This window comes from Paenibacillus violae (assembly GCF_032461945.1).
Classification (GTDB): domain Bacteria; phylum Bacillota; class Bacilli; order Paenibacillales; family NBRC-103111; genus Paenibacillus_E; species Paenibacillus_E violae.
Map to the genome: position 1 here is coordinate 218,795 of NZ_JAWCUD010000002.1, position 20,866 is coordinate 239,660.

Annotated in this window: 20 protein-coding genes; 3 read left to right on the top strand and 17 right to left on the bottom strand. The window is 43.8% G+C overall.

Features of this window, described 5'->3' with window-relative positions:
• Positions 1 to 11: 11 nt before the first annotated feature.
• The 3 genes from RQP52_RS08025 to RQP52_RS08035 all read right to left on the bottom strand — a co-directional run bounded on the left by RQP52_RS08025 (position 12) and on the right by RQP52_RS08035 (position 4,367).
• On the bottom strand, positions 12 to 2,699 hold the full coding sequence (locus RQP52_RS08025; protein ID WP_315950700.1) for a phosphoenolpyruvate synthase: 2,688 nt from the start codon (positions 2,697 to 2,699) through the stop codon (positions 12 to 14).
• Positions 2,696 to 3,289 (bottom strand): TetR/AcrR family transcriptional regulator, encoded by a 594-nt coding sequence (locus tag RQP52_RS08030; RefSeq protein ID WP_315950702.1) that lies wholly within the window; start codon positions 3,287 to 3,289, stop codon positions 2,696 to 2,698. The genes RQP52_RS08025 and RQP52_RS08030 overlap by 4 nt, the downstream gene beginning before the upstream one ends.
• A 97-nt stretch (positions 3,290 to 3,386) precedes the next feature.
• A complete protein-coding gene (locus RQP52_RS08035; protein ID WP_315950704.1) occupies positions 3,387 to 4,367 on the bottom strand; it encodes an AEC family transporter in 981 nt (326 codons plus the stop codon).
• A gap of 172 nt (positions 4,368 to 4,539) precedes the next feature.
• Here RQP52_RS08035 and RQP52_RS08040 point away from each other — a divergent pair, with 172 nt between their 5' ends.
• Entirely contained in the window at positions 4,540 to 4,812 is a 273-nt protein-coding gene (locus RQP52_RS08040) for a hypothetical protein (protein WP_315950705.1), read from the top strand.
• Between the two features lie 64 nt (positions 4,813 to 4,876).
• Here the strand turns inward: RQP52_RS08040 and RQP52_RS08045 are convergent, their stop codons facing one another.
• The 5 genes from RQP52_RS08045 to RQP52_RS08065 form a co-directional block, all read right to left on the bottom strand.
• Entirely contained in the window at positions 4,877 to 5,566 is a 690-nt protein-coding gene (locus tag RQP52_RS08045; protein WP_315950706.1) for a YjgB family protein, read from the bottom strand.
• Between the two features lie 131 nt (positions 5,567 to 5,697).
• Positions 5,698 to 6,750: a Ger(x)C family spore germination protein gene (locus RQP52_RS08050; protein ID WP_315950707.1), complete on the bottom strand. Its 1,053-nt coding sequence runs from the start codon at positions 6,748 to 6,750 to the stop codon at positions 5,698 to 5,700.
• On the bottom strand, positions 6,737 to 7,816 hold the full coding sequence (locus RQP52_RS08055) for a GerAB/ArcD/ProY family transporter (protein WP_315950708.1): 1,080 nt from the start codon (positions 7,814 to 7,816) through the stop codon (positions 6,737 to 6,739). Before RQP52_RS08055 ends, RQP52_RS08050 begins: the two co-directional genes overlap by 14 nt.
• A complete protein-coding gene (locus RQP52_RS08060; RefSeq protein ID WP_315950709.1) occupies positions 7,813 to 9,126 on the bottom strand; it encodes a spore germination protein in 1,314 nt (437 codons plus the stop codon). The genes RQP52_RS08055 and RQP52_RS08060 overlap by 4 nt, the downstream gene beginning before the upstream one ends.
• Before the next feature lie 134 nt (positions 9,127 to 9,260).
• Positions 9,261 to 10,022: an SDR family oxidoreductase gene (locus tag RQP52_RS08065; protein WP_315950710.1), complete on the bottom strand. Its 762-nt coding sequence runs from the start codon at positions 10,020 to 10,022 to the stop codon at positions 9,261 to 9,263.
• Positions 10,023 to 10,132: 110 nt separating this feature from the next.
• Between RQP52_RS08065 and RQP52_RS08070 the strand changes: the two genes are divergently transcribed.
• The gene (locus tag RQP52_RS08070; protein WP_315950711.1) at positions 10,133 to 11,563 is read left to right on the top strand and encodes a hypothetical protein; all 1,431 of its coding nucleotides are present in this window, start codon (positions 10,133 to 10,135) and stop codon (positions 11,561 to 11,563) included.
• A gap of 21 nt (positions 11,564 to 11,584) precedes the next feature.
• Here the strand turns inward: RQP52_RS08070 and RQP52_RS08075 are convergent, their stop codons facing one another.
• Positions 11,585 to 12,172 carry an NAD(P)H-dependent oxidoreductase gene (locus RQP52_RS08075; RefSeq protein WP_315950712.1) on the bottom strand — a complete coding sequence of 196 codons (588 nt, stop codon included), beginning with the start codon at positions 12,170 to 12,172 and terminating at the stop codon, positions 11,585 to 11,587.
• Positions 12,173 to 12,291: 119 nt separating this feature from the next.
• Here RQP52_RS08075 and RQP52_RS08080 point away from each other — a divergent pair, with 119 nt between their 5' ends.
• Entirely contained in the window at positions 12,292 to 12,720 is a 429-nt protein-coding gene (locus tag RQP52_RS08080; protein WP_315950713.1) for a MarR family winged helix-turn-helix transcriptional regulator, read from the top strand.
• Positions 12,721 to 12,894: 174 nt separating this feature from the next.
• On the opposite strand, the gene RQP52_RS08085 is transcribed toward RQP52_RS08080, so the two are convergent.
• The 8 genes from RQP52_RS08085 to RQP52_RS08120 form a co-directional block, all read right to left on the bottom strand.
• Complete coding sequence (locus tag RQP52_RS08085; RefSeq protein WP_315950714.1) at positions 12,895 to 14,469, bottom strand: hypothetical protein; 1,575 nt, start codon at positions 14,467 to 14,469, stop codon at positions 12,895 to 12,897.
• 104 nt (positions 14,470 to 14,573) lie between these two features.
• Entirely contained in the window at positions 14,574 to 15,092 is a 519-nt protein-coding gene (locus RQP52_RS08090; protein ID WP_315950715.1) for a GNAT family N-acetyltransferase, read from the bottom strand.
• A 25-nt stretch (positions 15,093 to 15,117) separates the two neighbouring features.
• On the bottom strand, positions 15,118 to 15,570 hold the full coding sequence (locus RQP52_RS08095; RefSeq protein ID WP_315950716.1) for a MarR family winged helix-turn-helix transcriptional regulator: 453 nt from the start codon (positions 15,568 to 15,570) through the stop codon (positions 15,118 to 15,120).
• 160 nt (positions 15,571 to 15,730) lie between these two features.
• Entirely contained in the window at positions 15,731 to 17,023 is a 1,293-nt protein-coding gene (murA, locus tag RQP52_RS08100) for a UDP-N-acetylglucosamine 1-carboxyvinyltransferase (protein WP_315950717.1), read from the bottom strand.
• An 18-nt stretch (positions 17,024 to 17,041) separates the two neighbouring features.
• On the bottom strand, positions 17,042 to 17,755 hold the full coding sequence (locus RQP52_RS08105; protein ID WP_315950718.1) for an FHA domain-containing protein: 714 nt from the start codon (positions 17,753 to 17,755) through the stop codon (positions 17,042 to 17,044).
• A gap of 202 nt (positions 17,756 to 17,957) precedes the next feature.
• Entirely contained in the window at positions 17,958 to 18,122 is a 165-nt protein-coding gene (locus RQP52_RS08110) for a zinc ribbon domain-containing protein (protein WP_315950719.1), read from the bottom strand.
• A 9-nt stretch (positions 18,123 to 18,131) separates the two neighbouring features.
• Positions 18,132 to 19,571 carry an MDR family MFS transporter gene (locus RQP52_RS08115; RefSeq protein WP_315950720.1) on the bottom strand — a complete coding sequence of 480 codons (1,440 nt, stop codon included), beginning with the start codon at positions 19,569 to 19,571 and terminating at the stop codon, positions 18,132 to 18,134.
• Between the two features lie 117 nt (positions 19,572 to 19,688).
• Positions 19,689 to 20,729, bottom strand: coding sequence for an ABC transporter substrate-binding protein (locus RQP52_RS08120; protein ID WP_315950721.1), 1,041 nt, complete (start codon positions 20,727 to 20,729; stop codon positions 19,689 to 19,691).
• Between the last annotated feature and the right edge of the window lie 137 nt (positions 20,730 to 20,866).

Here is a 20,866-nt window from a genome sequence, read left to right on the forward strand (position 1 = left end):
GATTAACCTCCTCAGTCAAGTTTCATGAAATCGTTTCGCTCCAGCACCAGTACATAGCCGCGAGTTCCGTCCAACCGAATTCGGTCTCCATCGCGAATGAGAGTCGTCGCTCCATCGATGCCAACAACCGCCGGCAGCCCATATTCCCTGGCTACTACGGCGCCATGTGTCATCAAACCGCCGACCTCCATAACCAGCCCGACGGCGGAATGGAACAGAGGCGTCCAGCCTGGGTCCGTAAATGGGGCGATCATAATCTCCCCCTTGTTCAGCTTCGCCTCCTCAGGCCGCAGCACCACACGAGCGATGCCCTCGATGACACCGGCGGATACCGGTGTTCCGACGAAGGCGCCCTCGGGAGCATCCTGCAATTTACGCCGGCCGATAACGATTTCTCCCTCGCTCGTCATCAACCTTGGTGGCTTCATGCCCCGGAATCGCTTCAGTTCCTCCATCCGCTGCTCGAGCAGCGCCGCAACACCGGATGGACGTTCGCCTTCAGCCAGTTTCAGCAGCTCGTCGAGAGACAAATAAAATACATCATCCGCCCGCTGTAGCACACCCTTCTTGACCAGCGAGTTCCCTTCGTTAAGTAATCCTTTGCGCACAAGGTAGAAATGCTGCATCATTAAATATTTGGGATGCTCCCGCAGCCCCATCAACCCTCTGAACACGCTCACTAGCCGTGACATGAGCTTCGCCTTCAACCTGCCAAAAGGTTGAGCACGCAGCCGATTTAACAGGTCGTTAGCCGCAGCCTCTGCCTGTAGAGCGCCTTCGGCGAACTTGGCACGATGCTCCCCAGGCTCCATGCTCCGCATATGGCTGCCAATTGAGGGCAGCAGCGTGCTTGGATCCTCACACCACCGGGGGCGCGTAATGTCGATTTCACCAGGGCACCTCATGCCGTAAAGTTTCATGAACCGATCCCATTGCTCACCGAATACACTGCCGCCTTCTACCTGTTGCAGCTTTTCCCTAAATAGAAGCGGATCGCCGTGCAGGATCAGGTCTGTCACTTGCGGGTAGGGTCTAGCCGCATCCGCTAAATCGCCGATCATGAGTCCCATCTCACTCGTAATGTTACCTGACAATCCTCGGTTCAGCACATGGATGACCTCGGAATCGCCCAACCATTTCATGGACAGTGCATTCACCAAACGCGACGAAACAATTCCAGCCAGCGGATAAGGGATCAACTGTGGGAAAATGGTCAATAACAGCGAACCTATATGCTCCTGAATTCGGACTATCCGCTCTGGACCATATACTCTGGAAAGCTGATTTTCTCCCTTATGGATCGATGCCTCGATGTACGCATTAACCTCAGGATGTGCATCGGAAACAGGAGCATAGAGCAGCTTGCGCAACACTTTCAGCAGCACAGGACGAATAAAGCCGATAACGCCTTTTCTCACGCCAGGGGCTGAAGGCAGATGTTGAACGAACGATTCCTGCTTCACAATCTCCGCCACGCCAAGGCCCATCATTTCGTCGATGTTGGACAATACCTTCGGCAAAATAACACGGGCCTGCTTCAGCGTCAACAGCTTTGTAATATCTACATAGACCCTTCCTCCAACCGCCGTCGTATGCTCGTTCATCTCCCGAATGCCCGTTTTCCCGAAAGGAAACAGCGTTCGAAGCACAGACAAGCCCATAGGCTTCATTGCATCCGTCATCATCTGCTGATGGCCGAAGGATAAGAGCAAGTGCGGACTTTCCCCCGGCGGAATGCTCAACTCCGGCAGCGGATACAACGAGGTGATCGGTCGGCTCTGAACGATGTAGAAGTTTCCTTGCGCAAAGCACCATTCGATGTCCTGCTCTGAGCCGTAATACCGCTTAATTTTCTCGCCGATAGCTGCTAACTCCAGGATCCGCGCATCATCCAACGCCTGCATGACCTGCTCTGCCTCCGGCAGTTCCTTCGTCACGGTGCCCCCCTCCGCCAATGCGAAGATAGCGAGCTTCTTGCGGGAGACCGTCTTCGTGGACAGCTTCCCAGACCGCACCTGATAGAGGTCAGCGGAGACAAGCCCGGACACAAGCGCCTCTCCTAAACCGAAGCTCGCGTCAATCGACACCGTGTTTCGGCTACCCGTAATCGGATCGGCGGTGAACATGATGCCGGACACCTCCGGGAAAACCATGCGTTGTACGACGACGGATAGCTGTACAGCACGGTGATCGAAGCCGTTGCGAGCCCTGTACGATATCGCCCGATCGGTGAATAATGATGCCCAGCACTTGCGTACGGCGTGTAGCAGCGCTTCTTCCCCTCGCACATTCAGGTACGTATCCTGCTGACCGGCGAAAGAAGCAGACGGCAGATCCTCTGCCGTGGCACTCGATCGCACAGCATAGGCTTGATCCGCTCCGGTCTGCTGCCAAGCCTGAACAATGGAGGTCCGAATGTCATCAGGAACCGGCATGCTTACCAGATGCTCACGAATGGACTGCCCGAGCACCGTAATTTCCCCTAGCTGATCCGCCTCAACGCCATTTAATTGTTGGAAAAATTCATCCATAACCTCACTTTGCTTCAGAAAAGTAAGGTAAGCATCTGTGGTGACACAAAAGCCTGCGGGGATGGGGAAACCCGCCTTCGTCATTTCCCCCAAATTCGCGCCCTTGCCTCCTACGAGTGGAAGACTGCTTCTATCCAATTGGTTAAAATCAAGCACATAATCGTTCATGGGTGCTCGCTCCTCCCTTTGCATGAGTCTGTGCGAAGACCGTGCATAAACAGACCAAACAATGTTTCGCCCATCTCTACCATCGTAACTCCGTACTTGGCGGCCACATCCGGGCGGGCCATGCGTTCAATGCTTTCCAGCATGATCGCGGTTAACAGTTTGGGATTAACGTTTCGGATATGCCCTTCCTGCATGGCTCGCCCGAGCAGCTGTTCGATGAATATGAGCTGAGCACTGCGAAATGCCTCCAGTTTAGCCCATAATTCGGGGATATAGGTTTGGATATCGTTTAAAAATAACGGATGCAGCTTGGCAAGTTCTCCCCTGATCCCCATAAATACGCGCTCGAAAATATCAAGTGGATGATCTGAAGACTGCATTTGCTCCTTCACAAGAAGTGTAATCGCTTTCAAAACAGATTCCAGCACAGCTTCGGCAATCTCTTCTTTTCCGTTAAAATGCAAATACAGCGTCTTCTTGCTCATCCCAAGACGTGTCGCCAGCACGCTTAGCGTTACGCCGCGATAACCATTGGCATTAAACAGATCCGCTGCCTCCTGAACGATACGCAACCGGATCGAATCATCCATACGTACGATTCCTCCTATCCGCAATGGAAACCAATTTTGCTTTTCTGGTTTCCATTGTACCTAACAGGATTACAAATCGCAAGCAGAAAAGCTCCGCTCAGAATCCGGCTGACCAATAGATCAGCACAGGAAGATATAGAAAGCTAGCTGCCGTCGTCATCGCTACGTTGACAGAAACAAGTTCCTTATCGCCTCCGTATTTCTCCATAAGCACGACAGAATTAATAGCGGAAGGCATGGATGACTGAACGAATAAAACGGAGGCTTCAAGACCATGAAGTCCAAGCATTTTTATGGTTAGCAAAGATAAAAGCGGCACACCTACAATTCGCATGATGATCGAAATCCAAAGTTCGCGTCGCATGCTCGCGCGCCAGTTTGTTTTTTTGAGCTGCATACCCAGCATAAGCAAAACGATGGCAGCATAAGCCCCGCCAATCAGCTCCAAACCGGCATGCAAGCTTTTGGGCAGCGGAATTTTGAATATATACAGGACTAGTCCTATAACAGCAGCATAAATCAGTGGGTTCTGCAGCATTTTGGCACCGGCTTGCCGCGGACTAAAGGAACTCCGCGAGGCAATGTACATACCAAGTGTATTCACAAGGACGATATGTAGGATAACATTCGTGACGCCAATGGCGAAGCCAGCATTGCCAAATGCAAGAAGCAGCAAAGGCAACCCGTAATTATTCGAATTGGCAAAGATCGTCGTCAGTTCCATTGCCCGTAATGATGGAGCATTAAATCGAAATAATTTTCCAACAGCAAGGGAAGCCGCCCAACAGAGAACAGTCTGAATAACGGTAAATATGGCAATATGAGCAAAAGAGGAGCTATTTAACTCGCTGCTCGATACGGCACTTACAATCAGGCATGGTGAAAGCACAAACAAACTTAAGTCTGCCAGCACCTTCGTATCGGGTGACTTAAATTTTTGATACAGATAACCGAGAAAACAAGCCAGCAGAATGGGTACACTTACGGTCCCAAACAAAGATACATAACTGCTAATGACAATGACCTCCTTTGGTCGAGCTATTTCTGAACGACTTTGATTGGTTAATTCATACATCATATATCCAAATTATTTATTGGTCTAATATATAATTAAAATTAACTTTATAGGTAAAAGTAATAAATTAGTCATTTCCAAAAATTTCTTCTCAAGGTGTTTCAAATATATCCCAACTGGTTTACAGATGAATTATAGCAATCAAATAAATCATACCGTAGGGAGAGTGTACAATATGAGTTCATTCAAAACAAAATTGATTCTGCTTCTTGCAAGTTCGAGTTTAATGGTTCCGAGTGTCATTAGTGCTGCAACTGAGACGGCAGATACGCCCCCCTATACTTACAGTAATGGTTTTATCCAAACGTATGTACATGGTACTTATGTTCCGGGCTATTATTTAAATGTTGATGATAATACGGTAGCAGCCTATATCCCCGGAGGGGTAGGATTAGTTGCCGTCGATAAGGATGCTGTTTTGCCGGAAGGTTCCAGATTCTTAGAATAGGATAGCGTCGAGTCTCAGAAAAATAAAAAAACAAAGGGGCGAACCGAGCCCCTTTGTTTTTTATTTAGCCTGCCATGTTATTGACCGAATGTTTGGTATCAAACACGGAAATATGGTCTACTTTCCCACTTGATTTAGGAATAATAAATTTTAATTGAAACATATCGGATGCTTTATAAATATAAATCGTGTCATCCCCGTTTACTTTTGTATCCGATGGCTTTCCTAGCGCTTGTTCAATTTGGTTCAACGTTAAGGTTTGCAGTTTTGGATCGCTGGAACGAATATCTATAATTTGATCGCCTTTATTGAAGCCAATGACTGCATTTTTCTTAGAGTAGGTCGCATATATACTGCTCGCCACGACATCTGTATGATCCGCTTTCCCCCAAGCTTTCTCCACGTCATCAATAAGTTTAGTTTCTGCGGCAAACTCAATACCCGCCACCTTGCCTGACTTCGCTAATTCAAGCATATCTTTAATTTGCTTAGTCACCGATGTCGTTTCTGACGATACAGGTGTTACATTCACGTTACCACTAGGCGTAGATGCCGGCTTGGAAGAAACCGCCGGTGTTGCGCTAGGTGTAGCTGAAGGTGTTGATGTAGCTTCTACAACTGGACTAGGAGATGAGCTAGCTATTGGATCAGCAGCACTCGCTGCTGGTTTTTCATTTGATGTGCATGCCGTGAACACCAGCATACTTGCTATTAACATTGGATAAACCGCTGCTTTTTTACGATAAATTTTCATAAGTTGCCTTCTCTCTTGAAAGTTTGAATCACTACAAATATTCAGACGATAGAAGGATTAAAATTGTTGCAAAAAAATATGGCATGGAGCAACTTATGTAAGGCTAACTTGCAAACGGCTGGCGAAGTCATTTATTCCATTTTGACATGGACCTGAAAATTTACTTTTAATTTAGGATAATAGTCTTCTCTCCAGTTTTTTAATTCATCATAAGGAATTTGATTCCGGAAGTGTTGGCCAAATCCGAATATATCTGTTTTGTTTTTTTGGGCTTGTTCAAACAAATTGTAAAATCGCTTTTCAACTAGCTTCTCTAGCTCTCTTTGGATCTGATCATTCGTTGCGCCTTCTTTTTTTTCTAAGACTTCTATTTTTAAAGATAAATCACTCGATACCATCAGATCGTCAGCTTTCTTTGACGATTTTATTTGTAATGAACTATTTTTCACCATGATGCTGGCATAACCCAGACTCTCAACCTTTCCTTTAGCAGGTTGGTTTTGAAACAAATTCACGAATTGATTTTCACTCGGACTAATTTGATCGATTATCTTTCCGTTTTTCAATACCGCGGATCCCTCAAAGCTTAATAATGTATCTTTTCCAGCATTAACAACCGGAATGGCGATATCTTTTGTATATGAGAATAAGCTCCGATAAACTTCCCAAATACGTGTAGTCGAGATCTCCGGTGCCCAATCGGCCCCTTTATGAAAATAGTCAATGACAGAGGTTGCGTGCGCATCAAGTTTTTCATTAATAGATGAAAACATTTTCTCTATGTTTTCATCTGTTATAGCTAGTAAAGCTACTGGAGGTATTTCTTTAGATTTCATTAAAAACTTAATTACTTCACTGACATCCTCTTTTTCCTTTGTCAAATTGTTTTGAATGATAATTAAACGTACCTGTTTGTAGTACAAGGCATCTTCCGTATTTGTTTTCAGTTGTTCCAAAATGCTAGAAACGTTTGTACCTTTCTGAGTTATCGTTCTTGATAATTTACTGCCTTTCTCCGTAATTGGTATATACAATGTCACTTTGTATTGATTATCGTTTTCCTTGCGAATCCCAATAATTAAAGGAATGTCGCGCTTATCTATTTCTTTAACATCCCAGCATCCGACAAGAAGGGTTAGAGACATAAGAACAAAAGCACTCATATAATATCTATTTTTTTTCATGGTCCAACCTCCCCCCACCGGCAAAAACACCATAGATAAAAATGGTAAATGGAAGAATAACGATTAAAAGTGCATTAGCTCCTGCACTCCATAAGGCAAATTTTTCTATCAAGTCCAAATTCGGAATTGAGATAGCCAATAGGAATGCGGTAAGTGAAAAGACGTAAATCCAATAAGAGGCTTTTTTCTTTTGCCAATTGAATAATTTCTGTATGATTTGGCTAATCATCCATAGTAATACCGCATTTAATATAATGGTGAACCCGACCATTGACATACCAAAAAACATGGTTTGCTGATTGAATACAAACCAATTCATATCAACGGAATCCGCGGCTTCTTTGGCAGGAAAAAAAAAGGTGTCGACCGTTTCTTGCCCAAAGATAAAAAGGGGAATATACACAACAGTTAGATAGAAGCAGATCACGTAAGCCCATGCCCCAAAAAGTTGACCGGTCGTTAAATTGGTTCTGGATGGTACAAATCCTAGAAATAAAGACGAAAATCCCAAAAGATAGAGAAAATTTATATTCGGCACAAAATCAAGAGATGGCGGTAAAATTGGAAAAGCGTTCTTAAAATCAAAATTCACAAACGAGGTAATAATAACAAAGGCCACCATAATATTAACGATTAAAAAAATAAAAACGGAAGAACGTAATATCGTGCCTAAACCTTTTATAGCTGTATACGTTGAAATGACGAGGAGAAGAATCATGATAGCCCAAATAGGTGTCCGAATTAAAAAAATCGACGCAATGACTTCAGCATGGTGCCGAAAACTCATCGCAATCAGCGCCGTTAAATTGAGTGCATAGGGGATTAAAAATATGAATGCTACCCATCTTCCCATTTTCAAAAAAATATCAATCATATCTTTTTGAGGGAAATAATCTAATCCTTTCTTGCAGATCATGATTAAGATCAGTTGTAGCAATCCATAGGAAAGAACTACTCCCCAATGACCGGATTTCGTTAATTTATATATGAGACTAGGATACTGTAAATAACCGAATCCCATATGCATGATGATAAAAACTAAACCTATCTGTAACCTTGAAGTCAATTTGAGTCGCCCTTTCCTTTTATGCGAAAAGTCATATACGGAATATCACATGACGTTAAACTCGCCAAATATATGCATACAAAAGTTAAACCGGCAAATACTCCAAGAATACCGTAGACAGATGCCAAGATTAAAATGGGGTACTTTAATGCACGAATGTACAAGGAATTTTGCACGCCTACAACCGATGAACTTGCTATCAGCATCGCGGTAATTACAATAACCAATAGATTACTGACTAATTTCGCTTCCACCATTGCCTGGCCAAGTATGATTCCTCCAACCATGGTAATCGCAGGACCAACGCTTTTCGGGAGTCTCACAATTGCTTCAATGATTAAGTCAACGATCACGACCATTGTAAGAGTTTCAATGATAGGTGTTAATGGAATGCCTTCTCTACTTTCAGAGATAAACAAGGCGAGATCGACTTTTAAAACATCAGGGTTAACGGACGTTAAGGCAACATATAACGCAGGAAGTATAAGTGTTGCCAATGCTCCCAGTCCCCTTAATACTCGAATCATTACTGACAACCCATTAGGGAAATTTCGGTCGTTTACTGTACTCAACATATCCAGAAAGAGATGAGGAAAAACAAGTGCGAAGGGATAATTATCTAAAAAAAGAACAATTCTGTTCTTTTTTAACGATTCAATGGCTTGATTCGGAATTTCCGTTGAGAATAAATAACTAACGGGATTGAACTTGCGCTGACCAAAATGCTTATTGAGGTCATTAATCGTTTCGATATCCGATTCAATTTCTTTTAAATGTCGATCTACTTTTTCAATAAGTGCATTAGGTGCTTTTCCTTTAATATACAGCATTGAAATTCTTCGTTTAGCCAGTTCTCCAACAAGATAAGAATTATGGCACAAACGTTCCGTGCTCAGCCACTTTCTAAGTAACCCTACGTTTATATCAATATCTTCACCAAAAGCATCCATAGGACCAAGAATGATACTTTCATTTTTGGGCTGATCAATACTTCGGCTTAGGTTGCGGCTGACTGGTTCCAGAACGGCATTGCGCTCCTTATCGGACAAAAGTACTAATTTGCCTTCTACAACTGCTTTAATCATTTGATCCGTATCAACGTCAAGTTGATCACTGAGGTTCGTGAATAATTCATGTACGGTTGATGACATTTTCGCCATTTGCCGAATATACAAATTTGATTTCGTGAAATCTATGAGCGTTTTATACCCTATAAGAAATAGGGCTGTTTGATCAAATTGCTCTTCCTGAATGAATAAATCATCGTGATCAGCGAATATGGATTTAATTTCCTGAACCGAATTAAGCATAAATTAAACCCCTAATGTTAGACATGGTCATAGTTTGAGCGGTGATTGGAACTTTTATGCAAAATAAAGGCTTAGGCGTTTCATGAAAATCTCACAGAAAAGACAGCCGATAATCGGCTGCCTCGTGGTCTCTTTCACTCAATCATACTTCTTGTAGCATTCCAAAGTGCTTCAGTAGCCTTGTCAATGTCGTCTCGTGACATGCGTAAACGAGCGATCGCGCTGCCGTATGAAATTTCCTGCTTACCTTCGTTCAAGCCTTCGAAGATTCCATTAGCAAAAGCATCCAGCGGTTCCCCGGTTGTATGCAACCCCGCCCCACCTAAATTTGTATTAACCGCGGGAGGTGCAACCTCAATGACTTCAATAGATGTATCCGACAACTGTTGTCTCAAACTCATCGAAAATGAATGAAGCGCCGCTTTCGTAGCCGAATAGATAGGAGCAATCGCGAAAGGCGTAAAAGCAAGTCCTGAAGTAACGTTAATAATTGCCGCCTTTTCTTTGGAAGCAAAAAACGGTACAAATAGTAAGGCTAGATGGATCGGCGCATCCAAATTACTGGTGATTTCTTTGTTGAAGTAGCCCCAGTTATTCCTTGCATCTACTTTTAAAACGTTAAATCGCTGTTGTATCCCAGCATTGTTCACAAGCACATTAACTTCAGGGTAGTTCGATGTTACCCAATCAAATAAAGCTAAGCGATCGGATTCGTTATCCAAATCACATACACGAGTAATAAGACCAGGGATCTGTTCTTTTGCTTGTTGTAGGGCATCCTCACGTCTTCCGCAGACAATCACTTGATTGCCTAACTTGGCGAATCGCTCAGCGAAAGCTAATCCAATTCCTCCGCTTCCGCCTGTAATAAGTACCACATTGCCTGACAACTTCATCCTAATACCTCTTTCATTGTTTAAATTCAAGTCTTTTCAGACCACATTTTGTATTTTCACCCTAATTAGGGAATATTACCTATCATAATTTGAAATGTGGGGGTTTAGAAGTGGAGAACCGTGTAGCGTTAACCGAAAAAAGAATGCAAGTGGCATTGCACCAATTTATCTTCCCTTTTTCCATCAATCTAAATTCTCAAAATCAGTTTAAGGAACAATTGCTCAAAGATGAATTTATTCCATTTTTTATTGGCGAGACAAAGCAAGAGGATAGGTATTATGGAGCCGAATACAAGGTGTCTCACCGGGAAATGGAGCGATATTATCTTCCTTTCACAAGCAGCTTCTTATTTCCACATGAGGAGGATAATGAAAAGGGGTTTAGGCGTTATTCCAAACAGCTGAATATCGTATGCTCCCTTCACTCGCCATATTACAATTTAGCTTTTACAATTCATTCAATTGACGTTATATTTTGTCCTTTTGATCTTGGATTCATTACGATTCGCACGGAACTAAAATGCGAGGAGGTCAACTATTCGTTGGCACTTGAATTCGCGAAGCGATTTCGAGTACTTCAAAATATGAATAAGCAAGATGACGAATCCTACATTCAATATAACGATCTGACCTTTAAAGAAAGTGAATCGTTTATTTTTCATATCCTAGGGCCAAATACCTCGGCGTTCCTAGACCATGGACGGTTGGACAAGGTCTACTTTGAGAAACTGCCATTCTTTCTTGATGAATGCATGTATGTGGCATGTTTTTACTCGCTGGTAGAAGACTCAGAAATTTCTTTAGTAGATATTTATCGAGCTGCACGCATCGACGGGTTGAATAAAGAAGGTAAACCTTTTATCGGCGCAACAAATTTGAACTATATAAAATCATACAGCGAGCTGCATGCTTATGACAGGTGGGGGCCGGATACTTACTTTATTACGGATGAAAATGCCTTTTCTTGTATCACCAAACAATCTCATGCTGTCGCGGTTAAAATAGCCAATAAAATGTACGGTGAGTATTATTATGGACTACTGCTTAATTTGTTTCACAAAATCGTGCTTCTCAAAATTTCCAACCAATACTCACAAGTTCGTTTGGAGCAGAACCAGGGTAAAATTGAAGAACTGATTCGTTCCATTACTGATTTTTCTGCCAAATATTATTTTATTGAAGTCGTTTCCCAGTCCCAAGGAAAAGAAATCTTCCTTCAGCTGCGCAAATTCTATGGGAATGATGAGCTGTTTGTTGAAGTTAAACGGACTCTCAACGATCTATTTGAATATCAGTCCAATTATACGAATAAACGTGCCAGTTATTTGCTTCGCATTTTAACAATCTATACGGTAATAAGTGGCATATACGGAATGAATCAAGTGATTGAAGATTTAAAAGGTCCTATTTCCTGGAGAAAAATGCAAGATTATTCGGTTTTTCAGTATTTTGCTTTAATCGTAGCTCTCTCAGGAATCCTAATCGGAATTAGTCTGGCCGTTGATTCTCTGCGGCAATTAATAAAAAAACGCAAATATTAAAACTGCGGCAGTCATTTAAGGTTAACGTTCCACTGTTTTGAAATAGTCATAAACCTTTTCTAATTTCTGCTGCTGTTTACCTCGTGGACTCTCCATACTCCCAAATTCAAAAAACTTAACCTTTTTAATTCCTACATAGTTAAAGAGTGCTTTTTTCATCAAAACTTTGTGAGCGTTATTCAGCCAATACAGCGGATATAAGACCGGTCCCTTCATACTTGAAATACACACCACCGACTTCCCTTTCAGAAGCCCTTCCGGCAGCATCCCTCCCTTATCCTTATAGGCAAAACCGGAAGAAAACATCTGGTCGATATAACCCATAAGCATGGCTGGAGGTCGCCCCCACCAGATCGGATATACAAAGACAATTTTTTCGGCCCAGCTGAGTTGCTCCCTGTAGATGGCTAGATCAGGGTCGGCGTGCATATCCCTCCTACGCTTATGTTCATTAAAAACCAGGACCGGATTAAATCCTTCCTCGTATAGATCCAAAACCCTCACTTCACTAATTTTCGGATTCTCCCTACTTCCTTGAACGACCTTTTGTAAAAAGGCATAACTTAAACTTTGATGATTGGGATGTGTGTAAATAATCAATGTTTTCATTTCAACACTCCTTTACTTATCTTTTGATAAGTAAAGCGTAGCACACTTTATTTTTTATTGTCAAATGATAATTGTTTATTGATAATTATTTTGCTATTATTTTTATATGAGGTGATCATGTGGAGAACAATGTCCTATTCCAGAAATTCGTGTCCTTCACGGCCGCAGTCCACCAAGTAACGCATGAAATGACCAAAGATGTGAGATCAGAGTCGCTTACTCCCGTTCAATATAAGATTCTAGAATACATTTCCGTCAGCCAGCCCGTTACGCTCAGCGAAATCAGTGACTGTATGCATATGTCTATGCCAAATACAAGCCGTGAGCTTAGAAAACTAAGTGAAAAACAATTGTGCGAGAAGATTACCGATACTGAAGACCGTCGCAAGCAATCGATCCGCCTTTCGAAAGAAGGAAGTGCGATGATGGGCGACATTTTTCAGCAAGTTGAATCTCAGTTCGTCCAGAAAATCGGAAACGTAACCGAAGCAGATTTGAAAGAAATTGAACATGCGTTGGATGTTTTGATGAGAAGAGTATTCTATTAAAATGACAAAAAAAGCCGCTTGCTGGAAATAACAATCCACAAGTGGCTTTTTGTTAGGAATCGATGTGGTGAAACCCCCACCCGTACATATCGGTCAGAATAGCACTTAATGTTCTTCCATGGTCACCGTACCGTTTGGTCCCTGAAAACAAGGAGAACCTAGCTGATGGCAATACTAAGGTTGCAACAACATGACATAGAAATAGCCTTCGTTGCTGTAACCCGGCCCCCGCGGTGTGGCTACCGGACGATATAACTGCACTTGATACAATCCGTTGCCATTGCTTAAAGTAAGGGGCATCTGGAACTTGCCGTCCTTCACTTCCACCTGTACCGGAGAAGAAGCTCTGGTAACGAGACCTTGACCCTCTTCAAACTTGGAGACTCCATACGCAAAGCTCGAATCCGCCTTTCCAGTAAGCGTATTAGTCGAGGCATCCGTTTTGATATAGCCCACTTCAGTCTGATCCAGCTTGAAACCAGGGATACCAACATTCAGTGGAACGGCTTCATAGCTAGTCTTTACTGGGTAGGAAGCCGAGTACAAGATGCGATCACCTTGAGCTAACTCAGTAGTAATCCGATTATCTCCTAGATGCAGTCGAATCGGTGCCTCCATCCAGGAGACTCTTTCATCGGCAGCTCCTGTTTTCTGCATTGCCGTATTGAGATTGCCGAAGATATTGTCGTTATCCAGCTTCAGGGCCATTCCTCCGTTTAACGAGAAGTCCCACGGCGGCTCCGTCACAACAGCCTTCACGGTCAGCTTGTCGCTGGGCTCTTGAGTAGGGAGGCCATAATCTTTCACATCGTAGCTCGTATACCGAATCAAAAGATTCCGAGAATCCTGGTTCCATTTACCAATGTATCCGAATAAACGCTCCAAATCTATGCTGTACAAATAAATGTCTCCATCTTTCACTTGCGGAGGGAAGATCAACTCAGACGTGTGCACAGCCTCCCCGCCCCAATACGTGATCGCCTGTTCGCTCCCAGGTTGAATGGAGAAAGAATAGAGACCATCGCTAAGCTCAGTGTTCTTCCGGTCTATATGCTTCGCGAACCCAAATTTGTCAGCGAAAAAATCCAGCTTCATATACGGCAAGCCATTCTCTCCGAACCCCACCTGTTCATCCTCATAAAACTGTCCCTCTTCCCTGAAATCCAGGGAAAAGCTAACATTCTTTACCGAGTGGAGCATTAGGTTCGCTCCCGCTTCCCGCCAGGCTTCCTGCGTTCCCGACTCCGCAATTGGCTTCGCTTGGAACTGGATTGTGCGTTCCACCTCGTTCCAAGTTACCGTACCGAAGGCATAGAGATCGTTCAGGAGGATGGCCGTCCGCCCGTCAATGTTGAAAGAACGAACCGGCGTATCGCCATAATAGGCTTGGATGTCCGTGTACAGCACATCCTTCAGGTGCGTTCCGATCGGAAGCGTGGCGGGTTCCCTCATTAGCGTCGTATCCACTGGAGCCTGCTCCCCTACCGCCTTCGGAGCGATCCGCAGCGTCCTCGCGCGCGGCGACCACGAAACATCGAAGCCGCTCTCGCGTAAATCCTCTACCGCTATAGCCGTTTCACCCGCGATATTCATGGATGGTATCTGCTTCCCATTGACATAAGCGGCGATATCGGTGGATACCACTTCACCAACCCGTTCACCAACAGAGCTGGCCTCCGCCAGAGACCGGCCGTTCCAGATAACAAAGCAGCAAGCCAACAGCATCACAGCAACCTTTCGATTTCTCATGATCTTTGCCTCCATCTTCTCAAACATTCTAAGACATTAGACTTTTGAAATCAGGAAAGGTTGCTTGCTTTACCATAAAAAGTGAAAATTTCCCAGTGAAAATGTTAGTTAAGTATTTTGGTCATGATAATATCGATTTGTTCATCATCCCCCATATAAAAGGAGTGGGCTCCTGTTTTTACAAAATCCATTTTTTGATAAAAGGCTATTGCGTTCTCGTTTTGTTCCCAAACCCCTAGCCAGATCTTCTCTTTATTACGTAGCCTCGCAATTTCAATAGCTTTATTCAAAAGATATTTACCAAGCCCCTGTTTGTGAAAATGTTTCCGTATATAAATCCTTTCGATTTCCAAAGCATCTTTTCCCATTAATTCCGTCTGAGCATCGAGGATGTTTACCTTTAAATACCCTGCCACTTCTTCATTCGAATAAATAACATAAAATTCTGAGTAGATATTTGACAATTCTTTTTCTAATTGTTTCAAATTAAATGCTTTATCGAGGTAATCTCTCATATTATCAATCGAATTTTGATCCTTGAAAGTCTCTGTAAATGTTTCTATACTAATTTCTTGCAGCAATCCTAGTTCCTCGAAAGTACATCGCTTTATATAGGTAGTCATGATGGTTTTCCTCCAATTTTCCAAATCAATAATTTCGCTTGTTTCCTTTTTTTACAAACTCCCAATCTTTTTCAACATTTTTTCTGACTTTTTGCAGTAGGTTAAAAATGGTTTCTATTTCACTATCGGAGAGTCCGGACAGTGCGACATTATTGGAGTAATCGTTCTCCCTTTTTATATACGGGTAAACCGTTCTTCCTTTCTCTGTTGGAAAAAGCTTTTTGATTTTTTGGTTGTTCTGATCATCCGTCTTTTCAATAAATCCATTCATCTCCAGCTTTTGAATCGCACGGGCAGCTGTCGTTCGGTCTACCTTTATCATTTCAGCTAACTTTTCTTGAATAATTCCCGGATTTTCACAGATTCGGACAAGGTACAAATATTGACCCTTTGTAAGATCATATTTTTTAAACTCAATATTACTAATAGAATCTAACGCTCGAGCAATCATTCCAACTTCACGTAAAATTTCTTTCATCATCTTGACTCCACTACTCATGTATTTTTCATATGCGGTGTAAAAACAGTACAACACTTTTGTTGTATTTGCAACATAATGCACGCCATTTGTTTTAGTTAAATAAAAAAACACCGCCAATTTCGATGGCGATGTTTGTGACTTGCCGGTTGTATCTACTTCATTGAGATTCACGAATCTGGTCAAGGTGCTCCTGCGCGGTCAGCTCATGCATCGAAAGTTTGGCCCCTATGGATCTGAAGCTGCCAATAACGTCTTCATAACCGCGCTCAATGTGTTCAACACCGGTAATATATGTATGTCCCTCTGCCGCTAATCCCGCCATCAGCAAACAAGTGCCTGCACGCACATCGGAGGCATGCACCCATCCGCCTTGCAACGGGCGTCCACCCGTAATAAAGGCACTTTCCTGCCGTAACTCGATCTCGGCGCCGAGCCGCCGCAGCTGCGCAACATGAGCGAGCCGCTTAGGGTAGACACGATCTGTTACTATGCTCTTACCCTTGGCTTGCAGTAGAAGTGCAGTCATGGGTTGCTGTAAATCGGTAGCGAAACTCGGATACATGCCTGTACGAATACGTGTCGCTTTCAGTGAATTCGTTCCATATGCCGTAATATGGTTTTCGCCGCATTCCACGTGCATCCCTATTTCCTGCAACTTCGCTAGACATGAACCAAGATGCTCCGGGATGACGTCCATGACTGTAACCTGTCCCCCATGAAGTCCGGCTGCCATCAGAAAAGCTCCGGCAATCAGCCTGTCTGGAATAACCGTGTGCGTTCCCCCGTCCAAATAGGAGACGCCTTCAATGCGGATATGTTCCGTTCCTGCACCATAGATGCGTGCGCCTAATCGATTAAGGAAATTTGCCGTATCGCAAACTTCAGGATCCATCGCTGCGTTATGCAATTGTGTCCGCCCTTTGGCCAGCACAGCAGCTAACATGGCATTAATCGTAGCGCCAGAAGTAATGGTGTCGAAAAAAATGTCGGCACCTTTCAGCTCGGCAGCTTCGACGACGTAATAATCTTTGAAGAGATGGACCTGCGCTCCAAGCGCTTTGAAGACTTTAATATGTTGGTCAATGGGCCGTGAAACAAAATCATCCCCACCAGGCAACCCGATGGTGACCTTGCCGAATTTGGATAGTAGAGATCCTGCAAAATAATAAGACGCCCGATAGCTCGAAGCTTTGCCTGGATCGATCACAGAACTGTGAATCCATCGCGGATCAATGATAACTTGTCCGCCATCCTGGTGCAGCTTCAATCCGATATCACGGCCAATTTCGGCAATGATACGGACATCATCGATTAATGGGATGCCTTCTAATGTGACGATATTGTCTGCCAGACAAGCTGCGGCAAGTAAAGCAAGGGAGCTGTTTTTCGCTCCAGGAATATGTACGGTTCCGTTAAGTGAGCCAGAATACTCAGCCTGTATATATTTCAAGAAGTGTCCCTTCTTTCCTTATGACGATTTCAGTTCTGTTTCGAGCATATAACCGCTACCGCGCACCGCGCTAATCAAAAAGGTAGCTTTCCCGTATTTTTTTCGCACCCGATAGATCAGGGCATTCAGTTCGTCCAATGTCACATCGGAGAAGCCTTCTGCACCCGTTGACCGTTCCGGCCATACCTTGGATTTGATTTCCTCGAGCGGAACGAGCCGGTTGGCATGATCATGCAGTACACGAATCAGTAAATATTCTTTCTCGGACATGAGGATTCGCTTGCCCTCCACGACACATTCTCTTCTTTCCCAATGAATCGTAAGCGGCAGTTCAGGCATTTCTAGATGACTGGTGATGCTGAGCGGTTCGAATTCTAAGGTTTGATCGGCAAACATATAAGAAAAGTGGATGACGGTCATCCCCTTAGAAAGCTTAATAATATCGAAATTATTCAACGTGTATGGCGTGTGTGGCGTTAGCAGCACGCCGTTGATCTCAGTTCCATGGCGACTCCCTAAATCATATAGCACAGCCTTGTCCTGCTCCTTACGGATGACAAAATGCTCACGTGAAATAAAAGCGTTCGTAAAGGCTAAATCAGGAGTTAACTGATTGGATACCCGGCCGACCAGTGTTTCATCCTCACTGAGATTCACGCAGGTGCCCGGTCGATAAGGTTCGCCGCGTACGATGTATAAGCATGCAAAGTTTTCCAGTATGCTTCCCTCCATTTGCTGATGCAGCTTTACTTCTTCTAGTGAAAAATACCCCAACAATTATCGTAACCCAAAATGAGACGGATGAAAACCTCTTGACACTGACGCCTCGCTCACATTTCGGTAATAGAAATCAGTTTTAACCAATTTGAGAGCAATCTATCATTGATTACAAAAAAAGACCCACAGCAAATGAGCTGAGGATCTTAATTCAAGACTAACCTCCAAATAAAATATCCATTATGGTTCCTAACTTACCTGACTTATGTCCTTTCAATACATCCGGGTTATAGACTTCTACAAAGCCGCAGTTCAAGCAAGAAACGAATAGAAAGTGATTGTATTCGATATCCAAAATCTTACTAAGACCCGTACCATTCATTGAAATTAATTACTCCTGAAGAACCGCCGGTTGAGGCTTATTTCGTTTCTCTTTCAGTACGAAAGTAAGCGGAATTGCCACAATGCAAATAAATACGGCAATTAAGAACACATCTTGAACTGCTAACGTCATGCTCTGATCACGGATGAACGACGCATCTCCACTCAGCCCTTTCTGGTGAACAAACGACCTTGCAGCAAGCAGGGAGCTGAAAACTCCAATCGAAAGCGCCCCTGTTGCTTGCCTGACCCAGTTCGTCACAGACGAGGCATGCCCCGACCTCTCTTTTGAAATAGACGACATCCCTGCATTCATAACCGGCATGAAGGCCATGGAAATCCCGACATAACGAAGGGTCATCCAACCCGCGACATACACGTGGGAAGCATGCAAACTAATATGGCTCAACTCCCAATTGGACGCGATTAGCAGCGCTACACCGCCCATGATGAGCGGAAAAGGCCCTGTTCGGCTGTAGAGCTTGCCGACTACAGGGGAACAAAGCGCCATGACGAGCGAACCGGGCAGCAGCACGAGAGCTGTAACCAGCGGGGTCGAATGCTGGACGTCTTGCACAAATACGGGAATCAATAGAGTGCCCGAGTATAACGAAGCCGTAATGATACAGTTGATGATCAAACTGTACGTAAAGCGGTTCGTTCGAAACACGCTAAGGTTAAGCAGCGGATTAGCCAGACGCAGCTCCCTGCGGATAAAATAAATAAGCGCCGAAGTCCCAACAAGCAAACAGACGAGTGTTTTCCAATCGGTCCATCCCCAGCCGTTCCCTTCGGTAAACGAAAGAATAATAAAGGAGCTGCTGAGCAGAACGGTAATAAATCCCGGAAAATCAAACGTCTTCGATGTGTTGATACTATGATAAGGCAGGCATTTGAACGCCACGGCGACAGCTGCAATTCCGAGAGGCAAATTAAGCAGAAATAACGACTGCCAGCCGAAATATTCCGTTAGCAAACCTCCCAAGGTCGGTCCGAATGCCGGCGCCAGCATGGAGGACAAGCTCCATAAGCTCATTGCGAACGGCTGTCTGTCTTTTTCGATAAATTGATAAATCATTGTCAGTGTCGTTGGAATAATTAAACCGCTGAATACGCCTTGCAGGATTCGGAAAAGGATGAGTGAATCAATGCTCCAAGCTACCGTGCAAAGGGCAGAAAACAGCGTAAACCCCGACAGTGCGAAAATATACAACCGTTTATAGCTGAATCGGTCACCGAAATAGCCCACAATCGGAGCAACAACTCCCGTAGCGAGCAAAAATCCGGTAATCATCCACTGAACCTTGCCGAGCTCAGCGTCAAAGTCTTTCATAAATATCGGGAATGCCACGTTGATTGTGGTCGAGCTGAGAATCGACATAAAGTTCCCGAAAAAGACAGCTAAAATAATGAACCAGAACGCCGATCGGCCGGATGAGCTGCTCGTCACTTCATCTCCCCTTTCCACTGCATACGAATGGTTATTATGGAAATGATTGTATAGTGCAATTATTGTTAATATATGTATTATACAACTACATCCCCAATAGTCAATATAGGTATGAGGTCAGTATTTCCTTTTGCCAACCTCCTCCAATGCCATCGTCTCCGTAAAAACGCTCTCAGGGGTTACAATTCTTTTCGGCAAGCTCCGTCCTTGCATAAGTTCGTTGACAGCTTGCATCAAGTTAGGACCTAGCAAAGGATTGCATTCCACGACACTATTAATTTTGCCCTCAGCCATTTTCTCAAATGCTTTGTTCGTGCCATCTACAGAAATAATGATAATATCCTTTCCGGGACGAAGTCCGAACTCCTCAATCGCCTCGATGGCGCCTATAGCCATATCGTCATTATGTGAATACAAAACATTAATTTCATGACTCATCGTATTAAGAATGGACTTCATGACTTGCTTCCCCTGCGCAAACGTAAAATCGGCTGATTCACTTTTTAAAATCTTAAAGTTCTCATGTTCCTTAATGACATCGCGAAATCCTTTCCCTCTGGCAATCGAGGGGGTCGACCCTTCCGTGCCGACAAGCTCAACGATGCCGACGGTATCTTTTCGGCTGTTCATTTTATCAATCACGTATTTCCCGGCTTTTCTGCCCTCTTCGTAAAAATCTGAGCCGATATAAGTCACGTATAAGGAAGGATCACTTACATTTACTAATCGGTCCAGAATAATTAACGGAATGCCAGCTTGTTTGATCTCTTTTAAGATCGGTTCCCAGCCTGACTCGATAACAGGTGCGATCGCGATCACATCTACTTTTTGTTTGATAAAAGTCCGAATCGCTTCAAATTGCTTGGATTGCGATTGATCCGCATCCTCAAAATGCAGCTCGATGCCTGCTTCCTCCGCTGCTTCTCGAATAGATATCGTGTTCGCATTCCGCCATGCGCTTTCTGATCCCAACTGTGAGAATCCCAGTACGATCGGACGAACGAGCCCCTGATCTTGGTCACTGTGATTCACCACGTTTTTAACAGCTGTTTTCTCCTCGCTGGATGGAAAACCGGTGGAGGAATTATGCATAGAATCAAACATGTATAGAATTAAAATCATGCCCAAAAACAGAATAATCAACAATTTGCTTTTCATTAATGAGCGGAATGATCTTCCCAGCATTGGAATCCCCTTTTAGCAGAAATTTCCTTCCATTTCCTTTGGTTGTATTATAAAACGCTTTCAATAAAGTAACAATATGCAAGCAAAAAGACTTTGCTAGACAATTGTTC